21 protein-coding genes and 1 pseudogene are annotated in these 23,981 nt (G+C 70.2%); 17 read left to right on the top strand and 5 right to left on the bottom strand.

Annotated features, from left to right (window positions below):
* Positions 1-277: 277 nt before the first annotated feature.
* On the bottom strand, positions 278-1,447 hold the full coding sequence (galK, locus tag AB0K35_RS32840; protein WP_363890404.1) for a galactokinase: 1,170 nt from the start codon (positions 1,445-1,447) through the stop codon (positions 278-280).
* Positions 1,444-2,427, bottom strand: coding sequence for a UDP-glucose 4-epimerase GalE (gene galE, locus AB0K35_RS32835; protein WP_238671156.1), 984 nt, complete (start codon positions 2,425-2,427; stop codon positions 1,444-1,446). Before galE ends, galK begins: the two co-directional genes overlap by 4 nt.
* Positions 2,428-2,622: 195 nt before the next feature.
* On the opposite strand from galE, the pseudogene AB0K35_RS32830 reads away from it, so the two are divergent.
* The 6 genes and pseudogenes from AB0K35_RS32830 to AB0K35_RS32805 all read left to right on the top strand — a co-directional run.
* Positions 2,623-3,603, top strand: a pseudogene (locus AB0K35_RS32830) (hemolysin family protein); the annotation flags it as partial.
* Positions 3,604-3,897: 294 nt separating this feature from the next.
* Positions 3,898-4,923, top strand: coding sequence for a tryptophan--tRNA ligase (gene trpS, locus AB0K35_RS32825; RefSeq protein WP_238671155.1), 1,026 nt, complete (start codon positions 3,898-3,900; stop codon positions 4,921-4,923).
* A gap of 25 nt (positions 4,924-4,948) precedes the next feature.
* Positions 4,949-5,518 (top strand): 2'-5' RNA ligase family protein, encoded by a 570-nt coding sequence (locus AB0K35_RS32820; protein WP_238671154.1) that lies wholly within the window; start codon positions 4,949-4,951, stop codon positions 5,516-5,518.
* A gap of 124 nt (positions 5,519-5,642) precedes the next feature.
* Entirely contained in the window at positions 5,643-6,569 is a 927-nt protein-coding gene (locus tag AB0K35_RS32815) for a YhjD/YihY/BrkB family envelope integrity protein (RefSeq protein WP_363890401.1), read from the top strand.
* Positions 6,569-6,955, top strand: a complete 387-nt coding sequence (locus AB0K35_RS32810; RefSeq protein WP_363890395.1) for a GntR family transcriptional regulator — start codon at positions 6,569-6,571, stop codon at positions 6,953-6,955. Before AB0K35_RS32815 ends, AB0K35_RS32810 begins: the two co-directional genes overlap by 1 nt.
* 81 nt (positions 6,956-7,036) lie before the next feature.
* Entirely contained in the window at positions 7,037-7,474 is a 438-nt protein-coding gene (locus AB0K35_RS32805; RefSeq protein ID WP_091394593.1) for a hypothetical protein, read from the top strand.
* 4 nt (positions 7,475-7,478) lie between these two features.
* On the opposite strand, the gene AB0K35_RS32800 is transcribed toward AB0K35_RS32805, so the two are convergent.
* From AB0K35_RS32800 to AB0K35_RS32790, 3 genes are all read right to left on the bottom strand, one after another.
* Positions 7,479-7,850: a VOC family protein gene (locus AB0K35_RS32800; RefSeq protein ID WP_363890391.1), complete on the bottom strand. Its 372-nt coding sequence runs from the start codon at positions 7,848-7,850 to the stop codon at positions 7,479-7,481.
* 207 nt (positions 7,851-8,057) lie between these two features.
* A complete protein-coding gene (locus AB0K35_RS32795) occupies positions 8,058-9,692 on the bottom strand; it encodes a glycoside hydrolase family 13 protein (protein WP_363890389.1) in 1,635 nt (544 codons plus the stop codon).
* A gap of 32 nt (positions 9,693-9,724) precedes the next feature.
* Complete coding sequence (locus tag AB0K35_RS32790; RefSeq protein WP_363890386.1) at positions 9,725-10,771, bottom strand: LacI family DNA-binding transcriptional regulator; 1,047 nt, start codon at positions 10,769-10,771, stop codon at positions 9,725-9,727.
* Positions 10,772-10,968: 197 nt separating this feature from the next.
* Here AB0K35_RS32790 and AB0K35_RS32785 point away from each other — a divergent pair, with 197 nt between their 5' ends.
* The 11 genes from AB0K35_RS32785 (at position 10,969) to AB0K35_RS32735 (ending at position 23,980) form a co-directional block, all read left to right on the top strand.
* On the top strand, positions 10,969-12,219 hold the full coding sequence (locus AB0K35_RS32785) for a maltose ABC transporter substrate-binding protein (protein WP_363890383.1): 1,251 nt from the start codon (positions 10,969-10,971) through the stop codon (positions 12,217-12,219).
* Positions 12,219-13,859, top strand: coding sequence for an ABC transporter permease subunit (locus tag AB0K35_RS32780; RefSeq protein ID WP_363890380.1), 1,641 nt, complete (start codon positions 12,219-12,221; stop codon positions 13,857-13,859). Before AB0K35_RS32785 ends, AB0K35_RS32780 begins: the two co-directional genes overlap by 1 nt.
* Entirely contained in the window at positions 13,856-14,785 is a 930-nt protein-coding gene (locus AB0K35_RS32775) for a sugar ABC transporter permease (RefSeq protein ID WP_238671146.1), read from the top strand. The genes AB0K35_RS32780 and AB0K35_RS32775 overlap by 4 nt, the downstream gene beginning before the upstream one ends.
* A gap of 86 nt (positions 14,786-14,871) precedes the next feature.
* Positions 14,872-15,219, top strand: coding sequence for a hypothetical protein (locus AB0K35_RS32770; RefSeq protein ID WP_238671145.1), 348 nt, complete (start codon positions 14,872-14,874; stop codon positions 15,217-15,219).
* Positions 15,220-15,496: 277 nt separating this feature from the next.
* On the top strand, positions 15,497-16,564 hold the full coding sequence (locus tag AB0K35_RS32765) for a BMP family ABC transporter substrate-binding protein (RefSeq protein ID WP_238671365.1): 1,068 nt from the start codon (positions 15,497-15,499) through the stop codon (positions 16,562-16,564).
* A 190-nt stretch (positions 16,565-16,754) separates the two neighbouring features.
* A complete protein-coding gene (locus AB0K35_RS32760) occupies positions 16,755-18,389 on the top strand; it encodes an ABC transporter ATP-binding protein (protein WP_238671364.1) in 1,635 nt (544 codons plus the stop codon).
* Positions 18,386-19,759, top strand: coding sequence for an ABC transporter permease (locus AB0K35_RS32755; RefSeq protein ID WP_238671144.1), 1,374 nt, complete (start codon positions 18,386-18,388; stop codon positions 19,757-19,759). The genes AB0K35_RS32760 and AB0K35_RS32755 overlap by 4 nt, the downstream gene beginning before the upstream one ends.
* 3 nt (positions 19,760-19,762) lie before the next feature.
* Complete coding sequence (locus AB0K35_RS32750; protein ID WP_363890377.1) at positions 19,763-21,043, top strand: ABC transporter permease; 1,281 nt, start codon at positions 19,763-19,765, stop codon at positions 21,041-21,043.
* Positions 21,044-21,128: 85 nt separating this feature from the next.
* Complete coding sequence (locus AB0K35_RS32745; protein ID WP_238671142.1) at positions 21,129-21,833, top strand: cytidine deaminase; 705 nt, start codon at positions 21,129-21,131, stop codon at positions 21,831-21,833.
* Positions 21,834-21,905: 72 nt separating this feature from the next.
* Positions 21,906-23,189 carry a thymidine phosphorylase gene (locus AB0K35_RS32740; protein WP_363890366.1) on the top strand — a complete coding sequence of 428 codons (1,284 nt, stop codon included), beginning with the start codon at positions 21,906-21,908 and terminating at the stop codon, positions 23,187-23,189.
* 110 nt (positions 23,190-23,299) lie between these two features.
* Complete coding sequence (locus AB0K35_RS32735) at positions 23,300-23,980, top strand: DUF4272 domain-containing protein (protein WP_091394559.1); 681 nt, start codon at positions 23,300-23,302, stop codon at positions 23,978-23,980.
* The last annotated feature ends 1 nt before the right edge of the window (position 23,981 follow it).

Raw genomic sequence — 23,981 nt, 5'->3', positions numbered from 1 at the left:
ATCACCCCTCCACGCCCCGCGGCGCGCCGGCCGCGCCGCCAGCGCCGCAAAATCCCCCAACGCTCCAGGAATTGGCGCCCCCCCCCACCGGCGCGCCCACTACTTCCATGAACAAGCACGATCTCCATCCCCGGCCTTCGCCCGGCCCCCTGCCCGCAGCGGGTGATCAAGAGGTTTGCGTCAGGATTCGGGCTCGAACTGACGCAAATCTCTTGATCACCGGCCGGAGCGGGGGTGGGCGGTGGGGGCAGGGGACCGGGGGCCGGCTGGGGTGGGGTTAGGGCAGGCGGGTGGCGCCGGGGGAGGGGAGGACCGTCACGGTGCCGGGGGCGGTGAAACCTCGTTGCGCGTACGCGTCGGTCACGGCGGCGGCTACCGCGTCGGCACGGTCGGCCTCGATCAGCGCGAGCACGCAGCCGCCGAAGCCGCCGCCGGTCATCCGGGCACCCAGCGCGCCGGCCGCCAACGCTGCCTCGACCGCAGTGTCGATCTCCGGCACGGTGATCTCGAAGTCGTCGCGCATCGAGACGTGGGAGGCGGTCAGCAGCGGGCCGATGTCGCGGACCCGGCCGGCGCGGAGCAGCGCCACAGTGTCCAGTACGCGCTGGTCCTCGGTCACCACGTGCCGGACCCGTCGCCGGGTCTCCTCGTCGTCGAGCCGGGCCAGTGCGGCGTCGAGCTGGTCGACGCCCACGTCCCGCAGCGCGCTGACACCGAGCGCGCTGGCCCCGGCCTCGCAGGAGCGGCGGCGGGCGGCGTACTCCCCGTCGGCGTGGCGGTGCGGCGCCCGGCTGTCGATGACCAGCACAGCCAGCCCGTCGGCGTCCAGGTCGAACGGGATGTGCTCGACCGACTCGTCGCGACAGTCCAGGAAGAGGGCGTGCCCAGCGCGGCAACGGATCGCCGCGGACTGGTCCATGATGCCGGTCGGCGCGCCCACGTAGACGTTCTCCGCCCGTTGCGCCAGCCGGGGTTGAAGTTCCGGGGCGAGTTCCAGCCCGCCGAGGTCGAGCAGGGCAGCCAGCACGGCCGACTCCAGCGCGGCCGAGGAGGAGAGCCCGGCGCCCAGCGGCACGTCGGAGGCGATCGCCAGCCGGGCGCCTGGCACCTGGTGACCGGCCTGGCGTAGCGCCCAGACCACACCCGCCACGTACGCGCCCCAGCCGGTGACTCGACAGGGCTCGGCGACGTCGTCCGCGCCGAAGGTGATCGCCTCGCCGGACAGCTCGGACCAGACCGTCCAGTGCTCCCCGTCCTGCCGGTCGGCCGCGACGACGGTGCGCATCGGCAGCGCGAACGGCAGCACGAAGCCTTCGTTGTAGTCGGTGTGCTCACCGATCAGGTTGACCCGGCCCGGGGCTGCCCAGCGGCCGGCAGCCTCGGTGCCGAACTGCGCGGAGAAGCCGGCCGCAGCCCGCTCGGCGACATCACCGCTCGGGTTGGTCATGACTGCCCCAGGATGTGCGTGCGGTAGAACGCCCAGGCATCGCCGACCATGTCGTGCAGTGTCGGCTTCTGCGGCACCCAGCCCAACTCGTCGCGGGCCAGTGCGGACGATGCCACCAACTCGGCCGGGTCGCCCTCGCGGCGTGGCGCGACCTCGACGGGCAGTTGGTGCCCGGTGACCTCGCGGACCACGTCGACCACCTGCCGGTTGGTGAAGCCGTTGCCGTTGCCCAGGTTGTAGATCCGGTGCTGGCTGCCGGTGGCGGCGTCCAACGCCAGCAGATGCGCGCGGGCCAGGTCGGCGACGTGGATGTAGTCGCGGACGCAGGTGCCGTCCACTGTGGGGTAGTCGTCCCCGAAGAGCTGGAGCTTCTCCCGCCGGCCGGCGGCGACGTCCAGCGCTATCGGGATCAGGTGCGTCTCCGGGTCGTGCCGCTCGCCGAGCGTGATGTCGCCGTCGAGGTGCGCGCCGGCCACGTTGAAGTAGCGCAGAGACACGGCGGCCAGCCCGTGCGCGATCGCCTCGGAGGTGAGTGCCATGTCGACGGCGAGTTTGGTGGCGCCGTACGTGTTGGTGGGTGCCTTGACCGCGTTTTCGGTGATGGGCAGCTCGGTGGGGTTGCCGTAAACGGCGGCGGTGGAGGAGAAGACCATCCGGGGCACCCCGGCGGCCCGGACCGCGTCGATCAGGGCGAGCGTGCCGATGGTGTTGTTCTGCCAGTACAGCTCCGGCTTGACCATCGACTCGCCGGCGGCGATCAGGGCGGCGAAGTGCAGCACCCCGTCGAAACCGGCGTCCGCGGTGATGACCTGGGCGGCGTCGTGGATGGACGCCTCCACGTGGGTGGCGTCCGGGGCGAGGGCCTCGCGGTGGCCGGTACGCAGGTCGTCCAGGATGACCACCTGGTGGCCCGCGTCGAGCAGCATCCGGGTCACCACGCTCCCGATGAAGCCGGCGCCCCCGGTGACGAGCAGTTTCACGTCGTTGCCTCCTGCCTGGCCCGCCCGGGACGTGGCCCTTCGGTGATCACACTAGGGCGGTGGTCGGCGCTCTCGCCGTCGCCACCGTCAACCCCATTCCATCATAATCTTTCATGATTAAACAGAGCCGAACATCTCTCCGCCGCTCCACCTGATCCCCGGCGTGGTGGGCCCACGGTGTCTACCATCTCTGTCATGCGGGAAGCGGCCCGTACCGGGCTCCGGCGACACGCGCGGGCACATCCCCGCCGCGACAGTGGCCCGCTCGCCCGGGCCGTTGCCCGGGTGCTGGTACGCGCCGCAGACGGGGCGACCCGACTCGTCACCGATCTGCTCGGGACCGGTCCGACGGCCGGCCGGGAGCACATCTCCGAGGCCGATCTGCGGGACCTGGTCGCGGCGAACACGGTGCTCGACCCGGACGAGCGGCGGATCATCGACGAGGTCCTGGTGGCCGGCGCCAGTCTGATCCGCGAGGTGATGATGCCGCGCACCGAGGTGGTCTTCCTCCCGGCGCGGCTGACCATCGTCGAAGCCGCTCGACTGGTCCGCGCCGAGACGCACACCCGTTACCCGGTCACCGACGGCACACACGACGACGTGGTCGGCTTCGTGCACCTCCGTGACGTACTGCTGCGCCCGGACGCCGACCCGTGCGTCACCGTCGGCGAGTTGGCCCGGGAGGTGAAGCGGCTCCCGGGCAGCAAACGGGTGCTCGCCGCGCTGACCGAGATGCGCCGGGAGGGTCAGCACCTCGCGGTGGTCGTCGACGAGTACGGCGGCACCGCCGGGATCGTCACCCTGGAGGACCTCATCGAGGAGTTGATCGGCGAGATCCACGACGAGTACGACGCCACCCCGGACCCGGTGTACGCGGGCCTGCCCGCGGTGGTGGACGGCCGCCTCAACCTCGCTGACTTCGCCGAGCGGACCGGGGTGGCCCTACCCGCCGGACCGTACGAGACGGTGGGCGGGTTCGTCATGGCCGCACTGGGCCGACTCCCGGTGACCGGCGACGAGGTGCCGGTGCCGGGTGAGCCCGCCGAGGTCGGCGCACCCGATCCGGCCGAGTTGCCGGCCGGCTGGCTGCTGCGGGTGCTCACGTTGGACCGCCGCCGGGTGGCCCGACTCGCCGTCTCCGCCGCCCGCACCACCGAGCAGCGCCGCGAGCCGGGCACTGAGCAGCGCCGCGAGCAGAGCACCGAGCCGGGCACCGAACAGCGCCGCGGGCAGAGCACCGAGCGGGGCACCGGGCGGCGCTGCGAGTACGACGTTGCGTCGGCCTCGGCGGGCGACCCCGAGCCGGCCCGGGAGGCGGTGGCGGGGCAGTACCGCCGGGTCGCGGTCGGGCCGACGCGCCGGGTCGGCGCGGGCGAAGCGGGCGAGGTCAGCACCCCGGCACCGGCGGGCCGGAGCCGACCCGCCGGCCCGTCATGACGGACCGGGTTGCTTGCTGACAGAATTATCGCCATGTCCGACGTTCCCGCCCGGCCCCGCGTCTTCTCCGGCATCCAGCCGACAGCCGACTCGTTCCACCTCGGCAACTATCTCGGCGCGGTCCGGCACTGGGTGGCGCTACAGGACACCCACGACGCGTTCTACTGCGTGGTGGACCTGCACGCCATCACCGCGGGCCACGATCCGGCGCTGCTGCGCCAGCGGACCCGGGTGGCGGCGGCCCAGCTCTTCGCGGTCGGGCTCGACCCGGAACGCAGCACCCTGTTCGTCCAGTCGCAGGTGCCCGAGCACCCGCAGTTGGCCTGGGTGCTCGGCTGCATCACCGGCTTCGGCGAGGCCAGCCGGATGACCCAGTTCAAGGACAAGTCGCAGAAGCAGGGTAACGAGCGGGCCAGCGTCGGGCTGTTCACCTATCCGGTCCTCCAGGCCGCCGACATCCTGCTCTACCAGGCCAACGCGGTCCCCGTCGGCGAGGACCAGCGCCAGCACCTGGAACTCTCCCGGGATCTGGCCCAGCGCTTCAACTCGCTGTTCGGCGCGACTTTCACGGTGCCCGCGCCGCACATCGTCAAGGACACTGCCAAGATCACCGACCTGCAGGACCCGACCGCGAAGATGTCGAAGTCGTCGTCCTCGCCAGCCGGCATCATCGACCTCCTCGACGATCCGGCCCGGTCCGCGAAGAAGATCCGTTCGGCGGTGACCGACACCGGTCGGGAGATCGTCTTCGACGCCGAGACAAAGCCGGGTGTGTCCAACCTGTTGACCATCTACTCGGCGCTCAGCGGCCGCAGCATCGACGAGTTGGTGGCCGCTTACGCGGGCCGCGGCTACGGCGATCTGAAGAAGGAGCTGGCCGAGGTGGTGACGGACTTCGTCCGGCCGATCCAGGAGCGCACCCGCGCCTACCTCGACGATCCGGCGCAGTTGGACAAGCTGCTCGCGGCCGGCGCGGAGAAGGCCCGCGTGGTGGCCGCGACGACCTTGCGGTCCGCGTACGAGCGGGTGGGGTTCTTCCCGCCCGTGCGCGGCGAGTAATTCCGCGGTACAGGTGGACGGTTCGGTGGTCGGAGGGGCGGCGCGAAGCGTGGATCGCAGTGGCGGGGTGCCGCCGACCGGCGACACCATCCAGATCGGCATCGCGGTGGACATTCCCGAGCCGTGGGGCGCCCTGCTCACCCGGCGGCGTGTCGAGGCCGGTGATCCGCTGGCGGTGCCCGCGCACGTGACGTTGCTCGGGCCCACCGAGATCCGGACGGCCAACCTGCCGGCGATCGAGCGGCACCTGGCCGCCGTCGCCGCCGCGCACCTGCCGTTCACGCTGCACCTGCGGGGCACCGGCACGTTTCGTCCGGTCACCCAGGTGGTGTTCGTCGCGGTGGCCGCGGGGATCAGCGAGTGCGAGCTGCTGGCCGCGGCCATCGCCGCCGCGCCGGGCCTGCACCGCGAGCTTCGCTTCCCGTACCATCCGCACGTCACGGTGGCTCAGGACGTGGCACCGGAGGCCCTGGACAGGGTGTACGAGGATCTGGCCGACTTCTCCGCGATGTTCGAGGTCGACGGGTTCACCCTCTTCTCGCACAGCGGGCAGGCCAGGTGGCAGCCGCGTCGGGACTTCTGCCTCGGCACCTGAAGCGTCAGCAACCGAAGCGCCAGCGACCGAACCGTCAGCACCTGAAGCATCGGCGACGCGCCGGCCGGCGAGCATCGGGAGCCGGTTGCCACCACAGCGCTGGGAGATCGGCGAGGATGATCGCGTGAACGTGATCGGCCGGATTGAGGCGGGCATCGACCGCTGGGTGAGCGCCGCGCGCCACCGTTCGGGGCTCTTCGATCATGTGTGGCGGGCCGGTGTGCTGTACGGCGAGGTGCTGGCCGGCCGACTGGCCGCAGCCATCGCCTACTACGGCTTCTTCGCCGTGTTCGCCCTCGCCCTTGTCGCGTTCTCGATCTTCGGGGCGATCCTGGAGGACAACGACGAGGTCAGCGCGGCGGCGGCCGACTTCCTCAAGGAAAATCTGCCGTTCCTGGACGCCGAGCAGATCGCCAACTCCAGCGGCACTGTCGGGGTGGTCGGCCTTGTCATCCTGGTCTTCACCGGGATCGGCTGGGTGGAGGCCATCCGGTCCTCGCAACGGCTGATGTACCAGCTCAACCAGCAGCCGGGCAATCTGGTGGTGCGGCGGCTCGTCGACCTGGGCGTGATGATCGGTGTCTTCGTGCTGCTCGGCGTCTCGGTCGCGGCGGTGGACGCGTTGGAGTCGCTGCTGCGTTTCCTGCTGCGCAGCACCGGGTCGGTGGGTCTGACCACCATCAGCGCGGTGCTCAGCGTGCTGGTCAACACGGTGCTCGCCACCGCGTTGCTGCTGGCCGTCCCCCGGCTGCGGATGAGCCGGTCGCGGCTGCGCCCGGTGGTGGTGCTGGTGGCTGTCGGCATCACGTTGCTGAACACCGTCGGGCGGTACTACGTGGTGCGGACCGAGCGGAACCCGGCGTACACAGTTGTGGCCGGCGCCGTCGGTCTGCTGCTGTACCTCTACCTGCTCAACCAGTTGGTGCTGTTCGGCGCGGCGCTCCTGGCGACCAGCACCAACGGCCGGGTGGTGGACCTGGCGGAAACCCCCGCGCCACCGAAAGATGTCGACGAGGGCATCGATCCCGGTACGCCGGGCGGTGGGGGCTGATGACGGAAGGCGCGCAGGTGCTGATCTCGGTCGACCCGGACTCGTCGGTGCCCCCGTACGAGCAGGTGCGTGTGCAACTCGCCGAGCTGATCGGCGACGGCCGGTTGCCGGTGGGCAGCCGACTGCCCACAGTGCGGCAGCTCGCCGCCGACCTGCGGTTGGCAGCGAACACCGTGGCCCGCGCCTACCGTGAGTTGGAGGCGGCTGGGCTGCTGGAGACGCGGGGGCGCAACGGCACCTTCGTGGCCCCCGGGCGGGACGACGCCGTCGACCGGTTGCAGCGGGCGGCGGCCGGATACGCGGCGGAGGCGACCCGGCTCGGCGTGCCGCCGGCCACCGCGCTGGCCCTGGTCCGCGCCGCCCTGGACGCGGTCCGCCCCGGCTGACCGGCCGCCGATCGACAGTCGGACGGGCGATAACTGAGAAGAACGGCGTCGGCGCTCGCGTTCGCGGACCATGATGAGCCGGTGGGCGCACTCATGACACTGGACCTGCCGGCGGACTCACCGCTCCTCGGCCTGCCATGGATCATCACTTTCGGTCCGCTCGGTGATCTTGACGAGTGGGAGCCGGTGGTCTGTGGGCCGTACGAGCGACCGCACGCGTTGGCCCTGGCCGAGGCGGTGGTGGCCGAGGAGCAGTTGATGGCAGTGGTCGAGCCGCTGCTGCCGGCGCTGTCCGCCGACGAGATCCGCAGCGAGATCGCCGCCGCGCAGGTCGCCGCCGAGGACGAGGCCCGGCAGGTGGAGGGGGCCGACCTGTACGGGGACTTCGAGGACGTGATCGACGAGGAGTTGGACGCGGCAGCCGACGAGGCCGGCCACGGTGAGCCCGCCGAACCGCCGGACGAGGCCGAGGTGCGCGCGGGCTTCACCCGGATCGCGGCGTTGCTCACCGCGAAGTGAGATGTCAGCGGGTCGGCGCGCGGTCCAGCACGCAGAACTCGTTGCCCTCGGGGTCGGCGAGCACCGTGAACTGTTCGGTCCCGGTCTGCCCGACGTCGACCTGCCGCGCGCCGAGGCTCAGCAGCCGCCGTACCTCGGACCGGGGGTCCGTGTCCGCGACCAGGTCGAGGTGCAGCCGGTTCTTGCCCCGCTTGGCGGTGCCCGAGCCCTGCAACCACACGGTTGGCGCGGCGGCGGACGGCTGCCCCGGCGGCCAGAGCTTGGCGCTGCCGTCGTCGCCCTTCTCGACCTCGTAGCCGAGCGCCGCGGCCCAGAACGCAACCATCAGGTCCAGGTCCTCGACGTCGAGCGTGCACTGGGCGATCCGTACCGCCATGGGGGTCACCTCCGTCGTGATGGTGCCCGATTCGGTACCCCGCCAGCTGCGGATTCAACCACCGGCGGCACACGGACACCGGCGCCACACGGAGCGGACTCCGCGCGGCGCCGGTGGCACCTCACCCCCCACCACAAGGGGCCGGTAGCCCAGTCGCCCGTCGGCGCGGGGCACGACGAACGACCAGGTCGAGAACGGGTTACCCGTTCAGCGGCGTTCCAACCAGACTGCCGCGTCAATTGGCAGCAGCTGACCGGAGCCCTGCTCGGTGAGCTGGTCGCTGGCGACGAGGGGCTGACCGTACCCGTCGATCAGGACCGGCGCGCCGCTGAAGTTGACCACGCAGGTCAGCACGGTCGCGCCGGCGGAGCGGGAGAAGGCCAGCACACCCGGTTCGCTCTCCCGCCAGGTGACCCCGTCGGCGTCGAGGGCGAGCGCGGGATGAACGTGGCGGATCCGCAGCGCGCTCCGGTACAGCTCCAGCGTCGAGCCGGGCACGTCGGTCTGCGCCGTGACGGACAGCGCCTGCCAGAGCGCCGGGGCGGGTAGCCAGCTCAGCTCACTGCCGGCCGGCCCGAAGCCGTACGGGGCCAGCTCGCCGCTCCACGGGATGGGTACCCGGCAGCCGTCGCGGCTCTCGCCGGTGCGCAGGAACGCCGGATCCTGGCGCAGCTCGTCGGGGAGGTCGAGGACCTCCGGCAGGCCCAGTTCCTCACCCTGGTAGAGGTAGGCGCAGCCGGGCAGGGCGAGCATCAGCAGGCTGGCGGCCCGGGCTCGGCGCAGCCCTTCGACGCCGTCGCCGTACCGGGTGACGTGCCGCTGCTTGTCGTGGTTGGACAGCACCCAGGTGGTTGGCGCTCCGACGACGGTAGCCTCTGCCAACGCGGTGTCGATCACCTTGCGGAACGAGTCGGCCGACCAGGTGGCGTCGAGGAAGTCGAAGCTGAACGCCTGGTGCAGCTCGTCCGGGCCGATGTAGCGGGCCAGGCGCTGTGGTGTCTCGGCCCACGCCTCGGCGACAGCCATCCGACCGCCCGGGTAGCTGTCCAGGATGGGCCGCCAGGCCCGGTAGATCTCGTGCACCTCGTCCTGGTCGAAGTACGGCAGCCGGCCCTTGCCGAGCAGTTCGACCTGGCGCTGGCCGGTGGTCGCCGTGCTGAAGCCGACGTCCGGCAGCCCTTCCGCCTTGATCATGCCGTGCGCCACGTCGACGCGGAATCCGTCGACGCCCCGGTCCAGCCAGAACCGCAGCACGTCCTCGAACTCGGCGCGGACCTCCGGGTGCCGCCAGTTCAGGTCCGGCTGGGACCTGTCGAACAGGTGCAGATACCACTGGCCGTCAGGGATCCGGGTCCAGGCGGGGCCGCCGAAGATGCTCTCCCAGTCGTTTGGGGGCAACTCGCCGTGCGTGCCCTGACCGTCGGCGAAGAGGTAGCGGGCCCGCTCCGGTGAGCCGGGGCCGGCGGCGAGCGCCGCGGTGAACCAGTGGTGCGCGCTGGAGGTGTGGTTGGGCACCAGGTCGACGATGATCCGCAGGCCGTGGGCGTGCGCGTCGGTGATCATCGCGTCGAAGTCGGCGAGGGTGCCGAACATCGGGTCGACGTCCCGGTAGTCGGCCACGTCGTACCCGCCGTCGATCATCGGCGAGGTGTAGAAGGGTGTCAGCCACAGCGCGTCCACCCCGAGGTCACGCAGGTACGGCAGGCGCTGCCGGATGCCCTGGAGGTCGCCGGTGCCGTCGCCGTCGCTGTCGGCGAAGCTGCGGACGTACACCTGATAGACGACCGCGGAGCGCCACCAGTCGTCGTCGGTGGCGTGCGGCGGGGTGGCGGTGCTGATCATTCGAGCAATATGCCGGCCCGCCGCTGCAAGAGTCAAGCAGATCTTGCGTAAGACAAGCGGGCGGAACTCGGCGCGACAGCTGTCGAGCCGCGCACCACCAGCTCCGGACGGAACAGATACTCCGAGTGCGGGGCGCCGTGCCCGTTGATCTCGTCCACCAGGGCACGGACGGCGGCCACCGCCATCGCGATGACCGGCTGCCGCATGGTGGTCAGCGGCGGATCGGTGAAGGCCATCAGCGGGGAGTCGTCGTAGCCGACCACGGAGAGGCCGTCGGGCACGTCGAGGCCGCGTTGGCGGGCGGCCCGGATCGCGCCGAGCGCCATCAGGTCGGAGCCGCAGACCACCCCGGTGACGCCGCGGTCCAACAGGCGGCCGGCCGCCGCCTCGCCACCCTCCACTCCGAACAGTGACAGCTCAGCGAGGGGGCCCAGGTCGGCTTCGGCGACGCCGGCCAGCCGGGTCATCGCAGAACGCCAGCCGGCCACCTTGCGCTGCACCGGGACGAACCGGTCCGGGCCGGTGATCAGGCCGATCCGTCGGTGCCCGAGCGCGACCAGGTGGGCGACGGCCAGTTCGGCCGCCTCCCGGTCGTCGCAGGAGACGAAGGGCGCGCCGATGCCGGGCACGTACCCGTTGATCATCACGACCGGCAACGGCCGGGCGAGCAGCGCCCGGTAGCGGTCGTGGTTGGCGGCCGTGTCGGCGTGCAGACCGGAGACGAAGACGATCCCGGAGACCTGCCGGTCCAGCAGCATCTCCACGTACTCGTCCTCGGTCACGCCGCCGGCGGTCTGGGTGCAGAGCACCGGGGTGAAACCGCTCTGCGCCAGTGTGGACTCGATGACCTGGGCGAAGGCGGGGAAGATCGGGTTGTCCAGCTCCGGCACCACCAGGCCGACCAGGCCGGCGCTGCGCTTACGCAGCCGGGCCGGGCGCTCGTAGCCGAGCACGTCGAGGGCGGTGAGGACGGCCTGCCGGGTCTCGGGGGCCACGCCGGGGCGGTCGTTGAGCACCCGCGACACCGTGGCCTCGCTGACTTCGGCCTGCTGGGCGATGTCGGACAGTCGAGCGCGCATGGCGGCACTTTAGCCCACCGGCAAGTTCTTGCGGGGTGCTCTGCAAGCCCTTCCATTACTTGCAACGTCTTGCTAACGTCCCCGCAACATGCGAGAGCAGCGGCGCAGCATCGATGCGCCGGTTGGCAAGAACTTCCAGACTTTCCACTGGTGGGCCGCCCGTCCCCCGGCGACCCGCCATGACGACAGGAGCACCGATGCGCATCCGTACCGCGGGTGTGGTCGCCCTCTTCGCCCTGGCGCTCGCCGCCTCAGGCTGCGGTGGCGACAGCGACGAGCCGGCCGCGAAGGACACCCCCAAGGCCGCCGGCGGCAAACTGGTGATCTGGGCGGACGACAAGCGGACCGCCGCCCTCAAGCCGTTCGCTGAGAAGTTCGGCCAGGAGAACGGCGTCACCGTCGAGGTCCAGGCCGTCCCGAACGAGGACCTCCAGAACAACTTCGTGACCGTGTCGAGCCAGGGCGGCGGCCCGGACGTGGTGATCGGCGCGCACGACTGGATCGGCAACCTGGTCCAGAACGGTGCCATCGACCCGGTCCAGCTGTCCGACGAGCAGAAGGCCGCCTTCAACGAGACCGCCGTCAAGGCCGTCACGTTCAACGGCCAGCTCTACGGCGTGCCCTACGCCCAGGAGAACCTGGCGCTGATCCGCAACACCGAACTGGCCCCCGAGGCACCGAAGACGATCGAGGACCTGGTCGCCACCGGCAAGCAGCTCAAGGCGCAGAAGAAGGTCACCGAGACGCTCTGCCTCCAGGTCGGCCAGAAGGGCGACGCATACCACATCTACCCGCTGTACACCTCGGCCGGCGGTTACCTCTTCGGCACCACGGCGAACGGCGACTACGACCCGAAGGACCTGGGCGTGGGCAAGCCGGAGTCGATCGCCGCGTTCAAGAAGATCGCCGCGCTCGGCGAGAAGGGCGAGGGCGTGCTGAAGCGCTCGATCGCCGACACCAACTCGACCGCCACCTTCACCGGCAAGAAGTGCGCCTTCCTGGTCTCCGGGCCGTGGGCCACCGCCGACGTGAAGAAGGCCGGCATCAAGTACGACGTCTCCGCCGTTCCCGGCTTCGCCGGCGGCAAGGCCGCCGCGCCGTTCGTGGGCGTCCAGTCCTTCTACGTGGCGGCCAAGGGCAAGAACAAGGCTCTCGCCCAGGAGTTCGTCGCCAACCACGTCACCAAGCCGGACCTGGCCGTGGCGCTCTACCAGGCCGACCCGCGCCCACCGGCGCTGACCGCCGCACTGGACCAGGTCAAGAGCAGCGACCCGGACCTGGCCAAGTTCATCGAGGCCGGCAAGAACGGCCAGGTGCTCCCGGCCATCCCGGCCATGGCCGCGATCTGGGACCCGTTCGGCAAGGCCGAGGCCGCCGTCATCGGCGGCGCCGACCCGACCAGCACGGTTACCGCGGCCGGCAAGACGATCGCCGGTTCGATCAAGTAATGAGCACACCGTTGTCCGGCCCGGGGTCTGCCCAGCAGGCCCCGGGCCGGGGGCCCGTCCGCACCGGGTCCCCGCGCACCTCCCGTACCGCGCGGAACCACGCGCCGATCACCGCGGCCGGCCTCGCCGCGAAGGTGATCCTGCTCGGCCTGGTGGCCGGGATCGCGATCTGGGCGGCCTTCCCGCTCGTGGAGGCCGAGAAGTGGGTCGGGCTGGCGGTGCTGGTGCTGACCACCGCCGCACTGTTCTATCTGTACCTGGGTCGCCGGCACGTCCCGGCGAAGTACCTCATCCCCGGCACGCTCTTCCTGATCGCCTTCCAGGTCGTGCCGGTGCTCTACACCGCGAGCACGGCCTTCACCAACTTCGGCGACGGCCACCGCGGCAGCAAGGACGACGCGATCGTCGCGATCCAGAGCTCCTCGGTGAAGCAGGTCCCGGGGTCCACCCAGTACCCGTTGTCGGTAGCCACCAAGGGCGACCCGGCCACCGGCGCACTGGTCTTCCTGATCACCAAGCCAGGAACCGACACGGTCTCCGTCGGCGACGCCGGGGGCCTGCGCCCGCTCGATCCCGGCGCGGCCACCGTCGGCCCCGGCGGGAAGGTCACCGCGGCCGACGGCTACACAGTGCTGAACTTCGGCCAGGCCAGCGCCCGCAGCAAGGACATCACGGACCTGGTGGTGCCGACCGCCGGAGGCGCGCTGCGCTCGTCCGGCCTGTCCCGGGCGTACGAGGGCAAGGCCGTCCGGGCGTACGACGCCGGCTGCGACTGCGTCAAGGACAGCGACAGCGGCAAGACCTGGACCGCGGACGGCGAGGTCGGCGCGTTCGTCGCCGCCGACGGCGAGCGGCTGGCCCAGGGTTGGAAGGTGAACGTCGGGCTGTCCAACTTCACCCGGGTGCTCACCGACGAGCGGATCTCCGGGCCGTTCCTCGGCACGCTGATCTGGAACTTCGCCTTCGCCATCGGCTCCACCGGCGGCACGTTCATCCTCGGCATGGTGATCGCCCTGGCGCTGCACTCGCCCCGAATGCGGGGCACCAACCTCTACCGGATGTTGCTGATCCTGCCGTACGCCATGCCGTCCTTCGCGATGCTGCTGGTCTGGCGGGACATGTTCAACACCGACTTCGGGCTGATCAACAACCTGTTCGGGCTCAGCGTCGACTGGTTCGGGCAGGACTGGTCTGCCCGCGCCGCGGTGATCCTGGTGCAGCTCTGGCTCGGCTACCCGTACATGTTCCTGGTTGCCACCGGCGCGCTACAGGCCATCCCACGGGAGTTGACCGAGGCCACCTCGGTCGACGGGGCGTCGCGCTGGCAGTCGTTCCGGGCGGTCACCCTGCCGCTGCTACTGGTCGCGCTCTCGCCGCTGCTGATCTCGTCGTTCGCGTTCAACTTCAACAACTTCAACGCGATCTACCTGACCACCGAGGGCGCGCCGTTCCCGGCGGACAACCCCAGCAACGGCGCCACCGACCTGCTGATCACCTACACCTACCGGTTGGCATTCGGTGGGCAGGCCGCACAGTTCGGCTTCGCCGCGGCCATCTCGCTGTTCATCTTCGCCATCGTCGCGGTGGTGTCGGCGGTCAGCTTCCGACGGACCCGCCAACAGGAGGAGGTGTACGCATGACCATGCTCACCGGCGCCGCCGTCACGGGCGGCGCGAATGGCCCGGCGGCGGTCAACCGCAACGGGGGCAAGCGGAAGAAGCGATGGTTCGCCGAGGTCGGCTGGCGGCACCTGGTCGGCCTGCTCGGCGTGCTGTTCAGTCTCTTTCCGCTCGTGTTCGTCGTCTCGGCGGCGCTCAATCCGCTCGGCACCCTGTCGTCCACCGAGTTGGTGCCGACCGGCGGGGTGTCGTTGGAGAACTTCGGGAACCTGTTCGCGCGCACCGAGTTCGCCCACTGGTTCCTGAACTCGCTGCTCATCGCCGGTGGGGCCGCGTTCGCCTCGGTCTTCCTCTCCGCGCTCGCGGCGTACGCCTTCTCCCGGATGCGGTTCCAGGGCCGACGGGTGGGGTTGCTGTCGCTGCTGTTGATCCAGATGTTCCCGCAGTTCCTGGCGATCGTGGCGATCTTCCTGATCTTCGGCACGATCACCGACCTGTGGCCGGCCATCGGCTTCAACACGCCGTGGGGCCTGCTGCTGCTCTACCTGGGTGGCGCGCTGGGCGTGAACACCTGGCTGATGAAGGGCTTCTTCGACACCCTCCCCCGGGAGCTGGACGAGTCGGCCACCATGGACGGCGCCTCACACGCCCAGGTCTTCTTCCGGATCATGCTGCCGTTGGTGGCGCCGATCCTCGCGGTGACCGGGCTGCTCGCCTTCATCAACACCATCAACGAGTTCCTGATGGCGAGCGTCTTCCTCACCGACACGGACGCCAAGACCCTCGCGGTCGGCATGCGGGGCATGTTGCAGGGCGGTGAGCGGAACACCAACTTCGGCATTTTCGCGGCCGGCACTCTGCTGACCGCGATCCCGACGGTGCTGGTGTTCCAGTTCCTCCAGCGGTACATCGTCTCCGGTCTCACCTCCGGCGCCGTGAAGGGATAGGTAGTCGACCGTGGCCGGTCGGCCTGGACGCGCCGACCGGCCTACCCACTACTACAAAGTGTCGTTGATGGGAGAGGATGGGCGGCGTGGAAGCTCTCAGACTCATCCTTCTCTACGTCCATCTGATCGGGTTCGCCCTGCTGCTCGGTGGCTCGATCGCCCAGTACGCCAGCGGTCGGCTGCGGATCAACCCGGCCATGCTGTGGGGTGCGGTGATCCAGCTGCTGACCGGGCTGGGCCTCTCCGCGCCGCTGCGCGGCGGCGGCGACGACGAGCCGAACCCGGCAAAACTTGTGACGAAGTTGGTGATCGCGCTGCTGATCTTCGTCATGGTCTTCTTCTCCCGGAAGCGGGACGTGGTCAACCGCGGTCATTTCCTCGCGATCGTCGGTCTGACCCTGGTCAACGCGGCGGTCGCGGTCTTTTGGCGGTAACGTCCGAGGAGGAAAATGCCTCCAGAAAACGGACGTTGCGGACGCCGTGGCGCTCGGTTACCAGCACGAAGAGTGACTTGCCCCACGCAAGGGTTACACCCGGGTAACAGGCGCTCAACAGTCGTGCACGATTGTCGGCCGGTGGGTGGACGCGGGCGTACGCTCCCGTCCGTAACGTGGGACAGCCGGCGGCACACCCGCAGGTCGGCTGATGGGCTGCCACCGCACAAGGCGCGGTGTGCAATGGGAAGGAGACGTCTTGCGCTCGGTGCGTGGGATGCGGATCGCCTCGATCTTCGCGGTGGGTGGGCTCGCGCTCACCGCCGCCGCTTGTGGCGAGGCGCCCAAGGATGACAACAACGCCGGCAGTGGCGCCAAGAAGTTCAGCGCCTGCATGGTGACCGACGTCGGCGGCATCGACGACAAGTCGTTCAACGCTTCGGCCTGGAAGGGCCTGCAGGAGGCCAAGGCCGCCAACGACAACATCGACATCAAGTACGTCGCGTCGAAGGCCGAGGCCGACTACGAGCCGAACCTGACGCAGTTCGTCAACCAGAAGTGCGACTTCATCCTGGCGGTCGGTGGCCTGATGGCCAACGCCACCTCGAAGATCGCCAAGGCGAACCCGAACCAGGAGTTCGGCATCGTCGACGCGAACCCGGGTGACGCCAACGTCTACCCGATGCAGTTCGACACCGCCCAGGCCGCGTTCCAGGCCGGCTACCTGGCCGCCGGGATGAGCAAGAGCGGCAAGGTCGGCACCTACGGTGCTGTGCCGATCCCGCCGGTGACCATCTTCATGGACGGTTTCGTCGATGGTGTGAAGTACTTCAACACCACCAAGGGCAAGAACGTCCAGGCGCTGGGTTGGAACAAGGAGACCCAGAAGGGCTCCTTCTCCAACGCCTTCGACAAGCAGGACGAGGGCAAGAAGGTCTCCGACGCGCTGGTCGCCCAGGGCGCGGACATCATCATGCCGGTCGCCGGCGGCTCCGGCCTCGGCACCACCGCCGCGGCCAAGGCGTCGGGTGGCAAGTACAGCACCATCTGGGTGGACGTCGACGGCTGCGAGAGCACCCCGGACTGCGCGGCGATCATCACCACCGTGGTCAAGAACATCCCGGAGGCCGTCAAGGAGGCCGTGGTCAAGGCCGCCGCCGGTGACAAGCTTCCGGCCAACCCGGGCTTCGTCGGCACCCTGGCCAACAACGGTGTCTCGATCGCTCCGTACCACGACTTCGACAGCAAGGTTCCGGCCGAGCTGAAGGCCGAGGTCGACAAGATCAAGGCGGACATCGCCGCCGGCACCATCACCGTCACCTCGAAGGCCCAGCCGACCAAGTGACAACCGGCCGGCCGCTCCGGTGAGATCATCGGGAGGGCCGGCGGGAGACAGGTACGACCGATCGGCCGCTCCGGCTCTGCGGACACCCCGCGGGGTCGGAGCGGCCGATCGCGCACCACGGCGGCCGGTCCGGTCCGGCCGGTACGACGGCAGCTAGGCTGCACCATCGCTCGCACTCCAGGAGGTTGCGCTGAGACTCGAACTGCGCGGCATCACCAAGCGGTTCGGTGATCTGGTCGCCAACGATCACATCGACCTGACGGTGGAGCCTGGAGAGATTCACGCCCTCCTCGGCGAGAACGGCGCGGGCAAGTCGACACTGATGAACGTGCTCTACGGGCTCTACCAGCCCGACGAGGGCGAGATCCTTGTCGACGGCAAGCCGCTGAAGCTGAAGGGCCCGTCCGACGCGATCGGGGCCGGGATCGGCATGGTGCACCAGCACTTCATGCTGGTGCCGGTCTTCACCGTCACCGAGAACATCATGCTCGGCGCCGAGCAGATCAGGGGCGGCATCGCCGGCTTCCTGGACCGGCGGCGGGCCCGGCGCGAGGTCACCGAGGTGTCCGAGCGCTACAACCTGCGGGTCGACCCGGACGCGGTGATCGAGGACCTGCCGGTCGGCATCCAGCAACGCGTCGAGATCGTCAAGGCGCTCACCCGCGACGTCGACCTGCTCATCCTGGACGAGCCGACAGCGGTGCTCACCCCTCAGGAGACCGAGGAGCTGCTGACGGTCATGCGGTCGCTCAAGGCGGCCGGCAAGTCGATCGTCTTCATCACCCACAAGCTTGGCGAGGTCAAGGCCATCGCCGACCGGATCACCGTGATCCGACGCGGAAAGACAGTCGGCACGGCCTCACCGGAGGCCAGCCGGGATGAGCTGGCCGCGTTGATGGTCGGGCGCAACGTCCGGCTCACGGTGGACAAGACCCCGGCCACGCCGGGCGACCCGGTGCTGGAGGTGGCCGGGCTGGTCGTCGACGACGACCGGCAGATCCGCGCGGTCGACGGCGTCGACCTGACAGTGCGCGCGGGCGAGGTGCTCGGCGTTGCGGGTGTACAGGGCAACGGTCAGACCGAGCTGATCGAGGCGATCATGGGCCTGCGCCCGGTGCTCGCCGGCACGATCAGCCTGACCGGCGACCGGATCAACGGCTGGAAGCCCAAGAGGGTGCTCCGGGCGGGCGTCGGTTACGTACCCGAGGACCGCAGCGTGGACGGCCTGATCAAGGAGTTCAGCGTCGCGGAGAACCTGGTGCTGGACATCTACGACCGGCCGCCGTTCGGTGCCGGGCTCGCGCTGAAGCCGGACGCGATCGCCGCCTCCGCGAAGGAGCGGATCGAGCAGTTCGACGTTCGTACCTCATCGGCCGACGCGGCGGTGGGCACCCTCTCCGGCGGCAACCAGCAGAAGGTGATCGTGGCCCGGGAGCTGTCCCGGCCGCTGAAGCTCCTCATCGCCGCCCAGCCGACCCGTGGTGTCGACGTCGGGTCGATCGAGTTCATCCACAGCCAGGTCATCCGTGAACGAGACATCGGCACCGCCGTCATGGTGGTCTCCAGCGAACTCGACGAGGTGATCGGGTTGGCCGACCGGATCGCTGTGATGTACCGCGGCCGGATCATCGGCATCGTCGGCCCGGACACCCCGCGTGAGGAGATCGGCCTGCTGATGGCCGGCATCAGCCCGGACGCGGCCCACGACGCCATCGCAGCACCCGCCGCCGACGAGCCTGGAGCGGCGACCGCCGCCGACAGCCCCGGCGTGGCAGATGGGAGCCCGGCGAACGACGCAGGCTCCGCGAGCGAGGACGAGGCATGACCAACCCCAACCCGCAGTCGGGCTCCCCGGACAAGGAGCCGGCGAGCGAGGCGCAGGCCGCGCAGAACGCGCTCGGCAACACCGAACGCGCCGAGGTGGCGACCGAGCCGGACCGCTCGGCGGCGAAGCCGGGCCCGGAGCCTGAGCCGAAGCCGAGCCTGGGCCGGTTGTTCCTGGACAACCTCTGGGCGGCCAACACCTTCACTGTGACGCTGTTGTCGTTGGTGCTGGCGATCGTGGTCGGCGCGGTGCTGATGATCATCTCTGATCCCGACGTGCTCTCCACCTACTCGTACATCACCTCGCGCCCGTCCGACGCGATCAACTCCAGCTGGACGCTCGTCAGCGAGGCGTACGCGAACCTGTTCAAGGGCTCGATCTTCGACCCCGAGGCGTTCTCCGGCTGGTTGGACGGCGCCAACGGCTGGCAGGCCGTGCTCGCGCCGATCTCGGAGACGCTGACCTACGCGGCGCCGCTGGTCTTCACCGGCCTGTCGGTGGCGCTGGCCTTCCGGGGCGGCCTGTTCAACATCGGCGCCCAGGGCCAGGCCACCATCGGCGTGATCATGGCGGCGCTGGCCGGCTTCCTGCTGCCCCTGCCGCCCGGCCTGCACCTGCTGGTGGCAGTGCTGGCCGGCGCGCTGGGCGGAGCGATCTGGGGTTTCATCCCCGGCATCCTCAAGGCCCGTGCCGGCGCGCACGAGGTGATCAACACGATCATGCTCAACTACGTCGCCACGTACTTCCTCACCTGGTTGATCGTGCAGAACGGCGTGCAGGACCCGAACCGCACCGACGCGATCAGCAAGGCGGTCGACACCTCCGCCCAGCTGCCCCGACTGCTCGGCGACAACCTGCGGGTGCACGCCGGCATCCTGCTCGCCGTGCTGGCCACCTGGGCGGTCGCCTGGCTGCTCAACCGCTCGACGCTCGGCTTCGAGCTGCGCGCGGTCGGCGCGAACCCGGACGCCGCCCGGACCGCAGGCATCAGCGTCACCCGGACGTACATCCTGATCATGGTCTTCGCCGGAATCCTGGCCGGCCTCGGCGGCTCGAACATGGTGCTCGGCTCCACCGCCAGCGCGTTGACCCCGCTGGTGGTCGCGCAGATCGGCTTCGACGGCATCCTGGTGGCGCTGCTCGGGCGGGTGAAGCCCTGGGGGGTGCTGTTGGCCGCGCTGTTGTTCGGCGCGCTTCAGGCCGGTGGTAACCGGATGCAGTCGTACTCCGGGATCTCGCTGGAGCTGGTGACGGTGCTCCAGGCGCTGATCGTCATCTTCATCGCCGCACCGGCCCTGGTGAAGGCGATCTTCCAGCTCCGGGCCGCGCGCGCCGCCCGGTTGCAGACGAGCCTGGCGAAGGGCTGGTAACTCATGTCCACCATGGCTGTCCCCGACATCGCGGTCGCCCCGGTCGACGAGGGCTTCTGGACCCGCAGCCGGAAGGTCGGTCTCACGCTGCTGGCGCTCGGCCTGCTGTCAGCGGTGCTCTTCGGCGCGCTCGCCACCGACCAGAAGGCCCGGTTCACGCTCAGCGACGACGCGGCCGGCGCCGCACTGGAGATCAACGGCACGATCGGGGCGGTCCTGTTCGGGATCATCACGGTCGCCGCCGGCGCAGCTCTGCTCGCCGGGGTGCCGAAGCGATGGTTCCTACCCGTGCTCGGCGTCGGGCTGGTCGCCTTCGTGCTGTCGTTCCTCTGCTGGCAGGTCTCCGCCGCCCCGACCGGGCAGAACTTCATGCCGCTGGTCAACATCATCCGGGGCACGTTCATCCTGGCCCTGCCGCTGATCTTCGGCGCGCTCGCCGGTGTGCTCTGCGAGCGGTCCGGCGTGGTCAACGTGGCCATCGAGGGCCAACTGCTGATGGGCGCGTTCAGTGGCGCGCTGTTCGGCAGCATCTCCGGCAGCGTCTGGGTGGGCCTCGTCGCCGCCGCCATCGGTGGGGCGTTCATCTCGCTGCTGCTGGCCGTCTTCGCCATCCGCTACCTGGTCGACCAGGTCGTCATGGGCATCGTGCTGAACCTGCTGGCCGTCGGCGTCACCGGCTTCCTCTACGAGCGGCTGATGCAGACCGACGCCGCGAAGTACAACAGCGCGCCCCGCTTCAGCAACTGGGAGATCCCGCTGCTGAAGGACATCCCGGTGCTCGGGCCGGCGTTGTTCCGCGGCAACATCTTCCTCTACCTCGGGCTGCTCCTGGTCCTGGTGATCCACATCGGGCTGTTCCGCACCCGGTGGGGGCTGCGGACCCGCTCGGTCGGCGAGCACCCGATCGCCGCAGACACGCTCGGCGTCAAGGTGCTGCGGGTCCGCTACCGCAACGTGCTGCTGGCCGGTGTGGTCGCCGGCATCGGCGGCGCGTCCTACACGCTGGCGCTCTACTCGTTCACCAAGAACATGATCGGCGGTAAGGGCTTCATCGCCCTGGCCGCGCTGATCTTCGGCCGGTGGAACCCGACCGGCGCGCTGCTCGCCGCGCTCTTCTTCGGCTTCGCCGACCAGCTCGCCACCTACCTGGGGGCGATCAACAGCGTCATCCCCAGCCAGTTCCTGGCCATGCTGCCGTACCTGGCGACCATCCTGGCGGTCGCCGGGCTGGTTGGCCGGGTCCGGGCACCGGCCGCCGACGGCAAGCCGTACATCAAGGGCTGACGACTATCACCACAGACCGCTGCGCGCCGGGCCGGGGAGCGGCCCTGCCCGCCTCTGACCTGGGCTACTTCGGCAGAATGATGGCATGACCGACATTGACTGGGCGCAGTTGCGCGCCGCCGCCACCGACGCGATGAGGCACGCGTACGCGCCGTACTCGACGTTTCCGGTCGGCGCGGCCGCGCTGGTCGACGACGGCCGTGTGGTTGTCGGCTGCAACGTCGAGAACGCCGCGTACGGGGTGACGCTCTGCGCCGAGTGCGGGGTCGTGTCCAGCCTGCACGCCACCGGTGGTGGCCGGATCGTCGCGCTCTCCTGCGTCGACGCGACCGGCGAGCCGTTGATGCCGTGCGGCCGGTGCCGACAGCTGCTCTGGGAGCACGGCGGGCCGGAGTGCCTGATCGAGAGCAAGACCCGGCCACTGCGGATGGCCGAGCTGCTGCCGCACGCCTTCGGCGTGGAGGACCTGGAAGCCGTCACCGGTGAGACACCGGTGCCGGTGGTCCCGGAGCGGCTCGCCGCCTGGCGCGGGCGCGGCACCGTCTTCGTGCACCCGGACATGTCCGCTGGTCAGCAGGTCTGGACGGCGTACTGGGAGCGGTCGGCCGGAGACGACGTCGGCGCCGAAACCGGGGTGCTGGAGGAGGCGCCGAGCTGGGACGACCCGGCCGAGGCGATCACCTGGGGCCTGGCCCGGACGCCCCGGGTGGTAGTGGTGGACGCCACCGGCACCATCTTCTGGGCCGGTGAGGGTGAGCCGCCGGCTGAGATCCCGGTGCGCTGGTCTTGATTGTGGTTGCTGTTTGGGGCCGGGGCCGACCGTCGGGCACGGTTTCTCCAACCGACTAAGAAAGATCTTCTGATGAGTAGTGGTTTTGCTGCTGTTGACGTTATTCGGGTGAAGCGGGACGGCGGGGTGCTGTCGGACGCGCAGATCGACTGGGTGGTCGACGCGTACACCCGGGGGGTTGTCGCCGACGAGCAGATGTCCGCGCTGGCGATGGCGATCCTGCTCAACGGCATGACCGGGCCGGAGATCGCCCGGTGGACCGCCGCGATGATCGCCAGCGGTGAGCGGTTGGACCTGTCGGCGGTACGCCGGCCGACCGTCGACAAGCACTCCACCGGCGGCGTCGGCGACAAGATCACTCTGCCGCTCACCCCGCTGGTGGCGGCGTGTGGCGCGGCCGTGCCGCAGCTGAGCGGCCGGGGTCTCGGGCACACCGGCGGCACGCTCGACAAGTTGGAGTCCATCCCGGGCTGGCGCGCCACAGTGAGCAATGACGAGTTCATCGCCCAACTGGACGAGGTCGGTGCGGTGATCTGCGCCGCCGGCACCGGGCTCGCCCCCGCCGACCGCAAGCTGTACGCGCTGCGCGACGTGACCGGCACCGTGGAGGCGATCCCGCTGATCGCCAGCTCGATCATGAGCAAGAAGATCGCCGAGGGCACCGGGGCGCTGGTCCTCGACGTCAAGGTCGGCTCGGGCGCCTTCATGAAGTCCGTCGAGCAGGCCCGCGAGTTGGCGCGCACCATGGTCGAGCTGGGCGGTGCGCACGGGGTGCGGACCGTCGCCCTGCTCACCGACATGTCCACCCCGCTCGGCCTGGCGATCGGCAACGCGGTCGAGGTGACCGAGTCGGTCGAGGTGCTGGCCGGTGGTGGACCTGCCGACGTGGTGGAGCTGACCCTCGCGCTGGCCCGGGAGATGCTCGACGCGGCTGGTCTGCCGGACGCCGATCCGGCTGCCGCGCTGCGCGACGGCCGGGCCATGGACTCCTGGCGGGCGATGATCCGGGCGCAGGGCGGCGACCCGGACGCGCCGATGCCAACGGCCGCCGAGGTGGAGGTGGTCCGCGCCGAGCGGGACGGTTACGTCGCGGCCATCGACGCGTACGCGATGGGGGTTGCGGCGTGGCGGCTCGGCGCGGGTCGGGCGCGCAAGGAGGACCCGGTCAGCGTGCCGGCCGGCGTGGTGTTGCACAAACGGCCGGGTGACGAGGTGCGGGCCGGTGACGCGCTCTACGAGTTGCGCGCCGACGACGCGACGCGGATTCCGGCCGCGCGGACCGAAGCCGCCACCGCGGTGCGGATCGCGCCGACGGCCCCGGCGGCGACGTCGTTGGTCATCGAACGCATCGGCTGACCGATCCAGCGTCGCCCTGGCGTGGTGCCGGTCACCTGGGAGCGCTATTGTCGCAGGCCAAGGGGGGACAACCGGCCTTGCGCCGGCGCGAGCAGACAGGAAGATCCGCCGTGACCGTTGCTGCCCCCGACCCACGTGAGGTGCGCGAGGCGAGCCTGGACGAGCTGTCCCGGCTCGGCCTGCCGTTGCCGCCGGCCCAGTTCCCCCTCGTCTGGGAGCCGGGTGATCAGATCGACCTGCGTCCGACAGGGGAGATCGAGGCGCGGATCGCGGTGCTGCACCTGATCCTGGCCCGCTGTTTCGGGATGCCACCGCAGGCGGCGATGAGCTGGCTGCTCGGCTCGCACCTGGTCGACATGGTCACCCCACCGGAGTGGCAGTTCGTGATGGGCGGCAAAGGCGACCACCGGTCGTTCGTGCTGCACCACGACGCGCTCTTCGCGCTGGCCTGGGTGCTCGGGCTGAGCAAACAGCTCGACCCGACGCTGGCGGTCGACGAACGGCTGGTCGAGCGGCTGCCGCACATCGCCGAGGGGGAGACCTTCCCGCACTGGCGCTCCCGGATCCTCACGGCGCCGCAGCACCCGGCCGACGCGGCCGCCCTGCTCGACCTGCACTACTGCCTCGACTGGGCGTACCTGGAGACCGAGCGTGGTGGCCGGCGGGCACCGGGCCTTGTCGACGCGAACGCGATCGGGCAGCGGCGTTGGGCGCTGGAGTGGGCGGTGATTCTGCGCGGGCCGTACCACGACGAGCCGCCCGGCTGGGAAGAGGTCGACCTCTCCACCTGAG

The organism is Micromonospora sp. NPDC053740 (assembly GCF_040677775.1).
GTDB lineage: Bacteria > Actinomycetota > Actinomycetes > Mycobacteriales > Micromonosporaceae > Micromonospora > Micromonospora alfalfae.
This window is presented reverse-complemented; position numbering and strand designations above follow the sequence as displayed.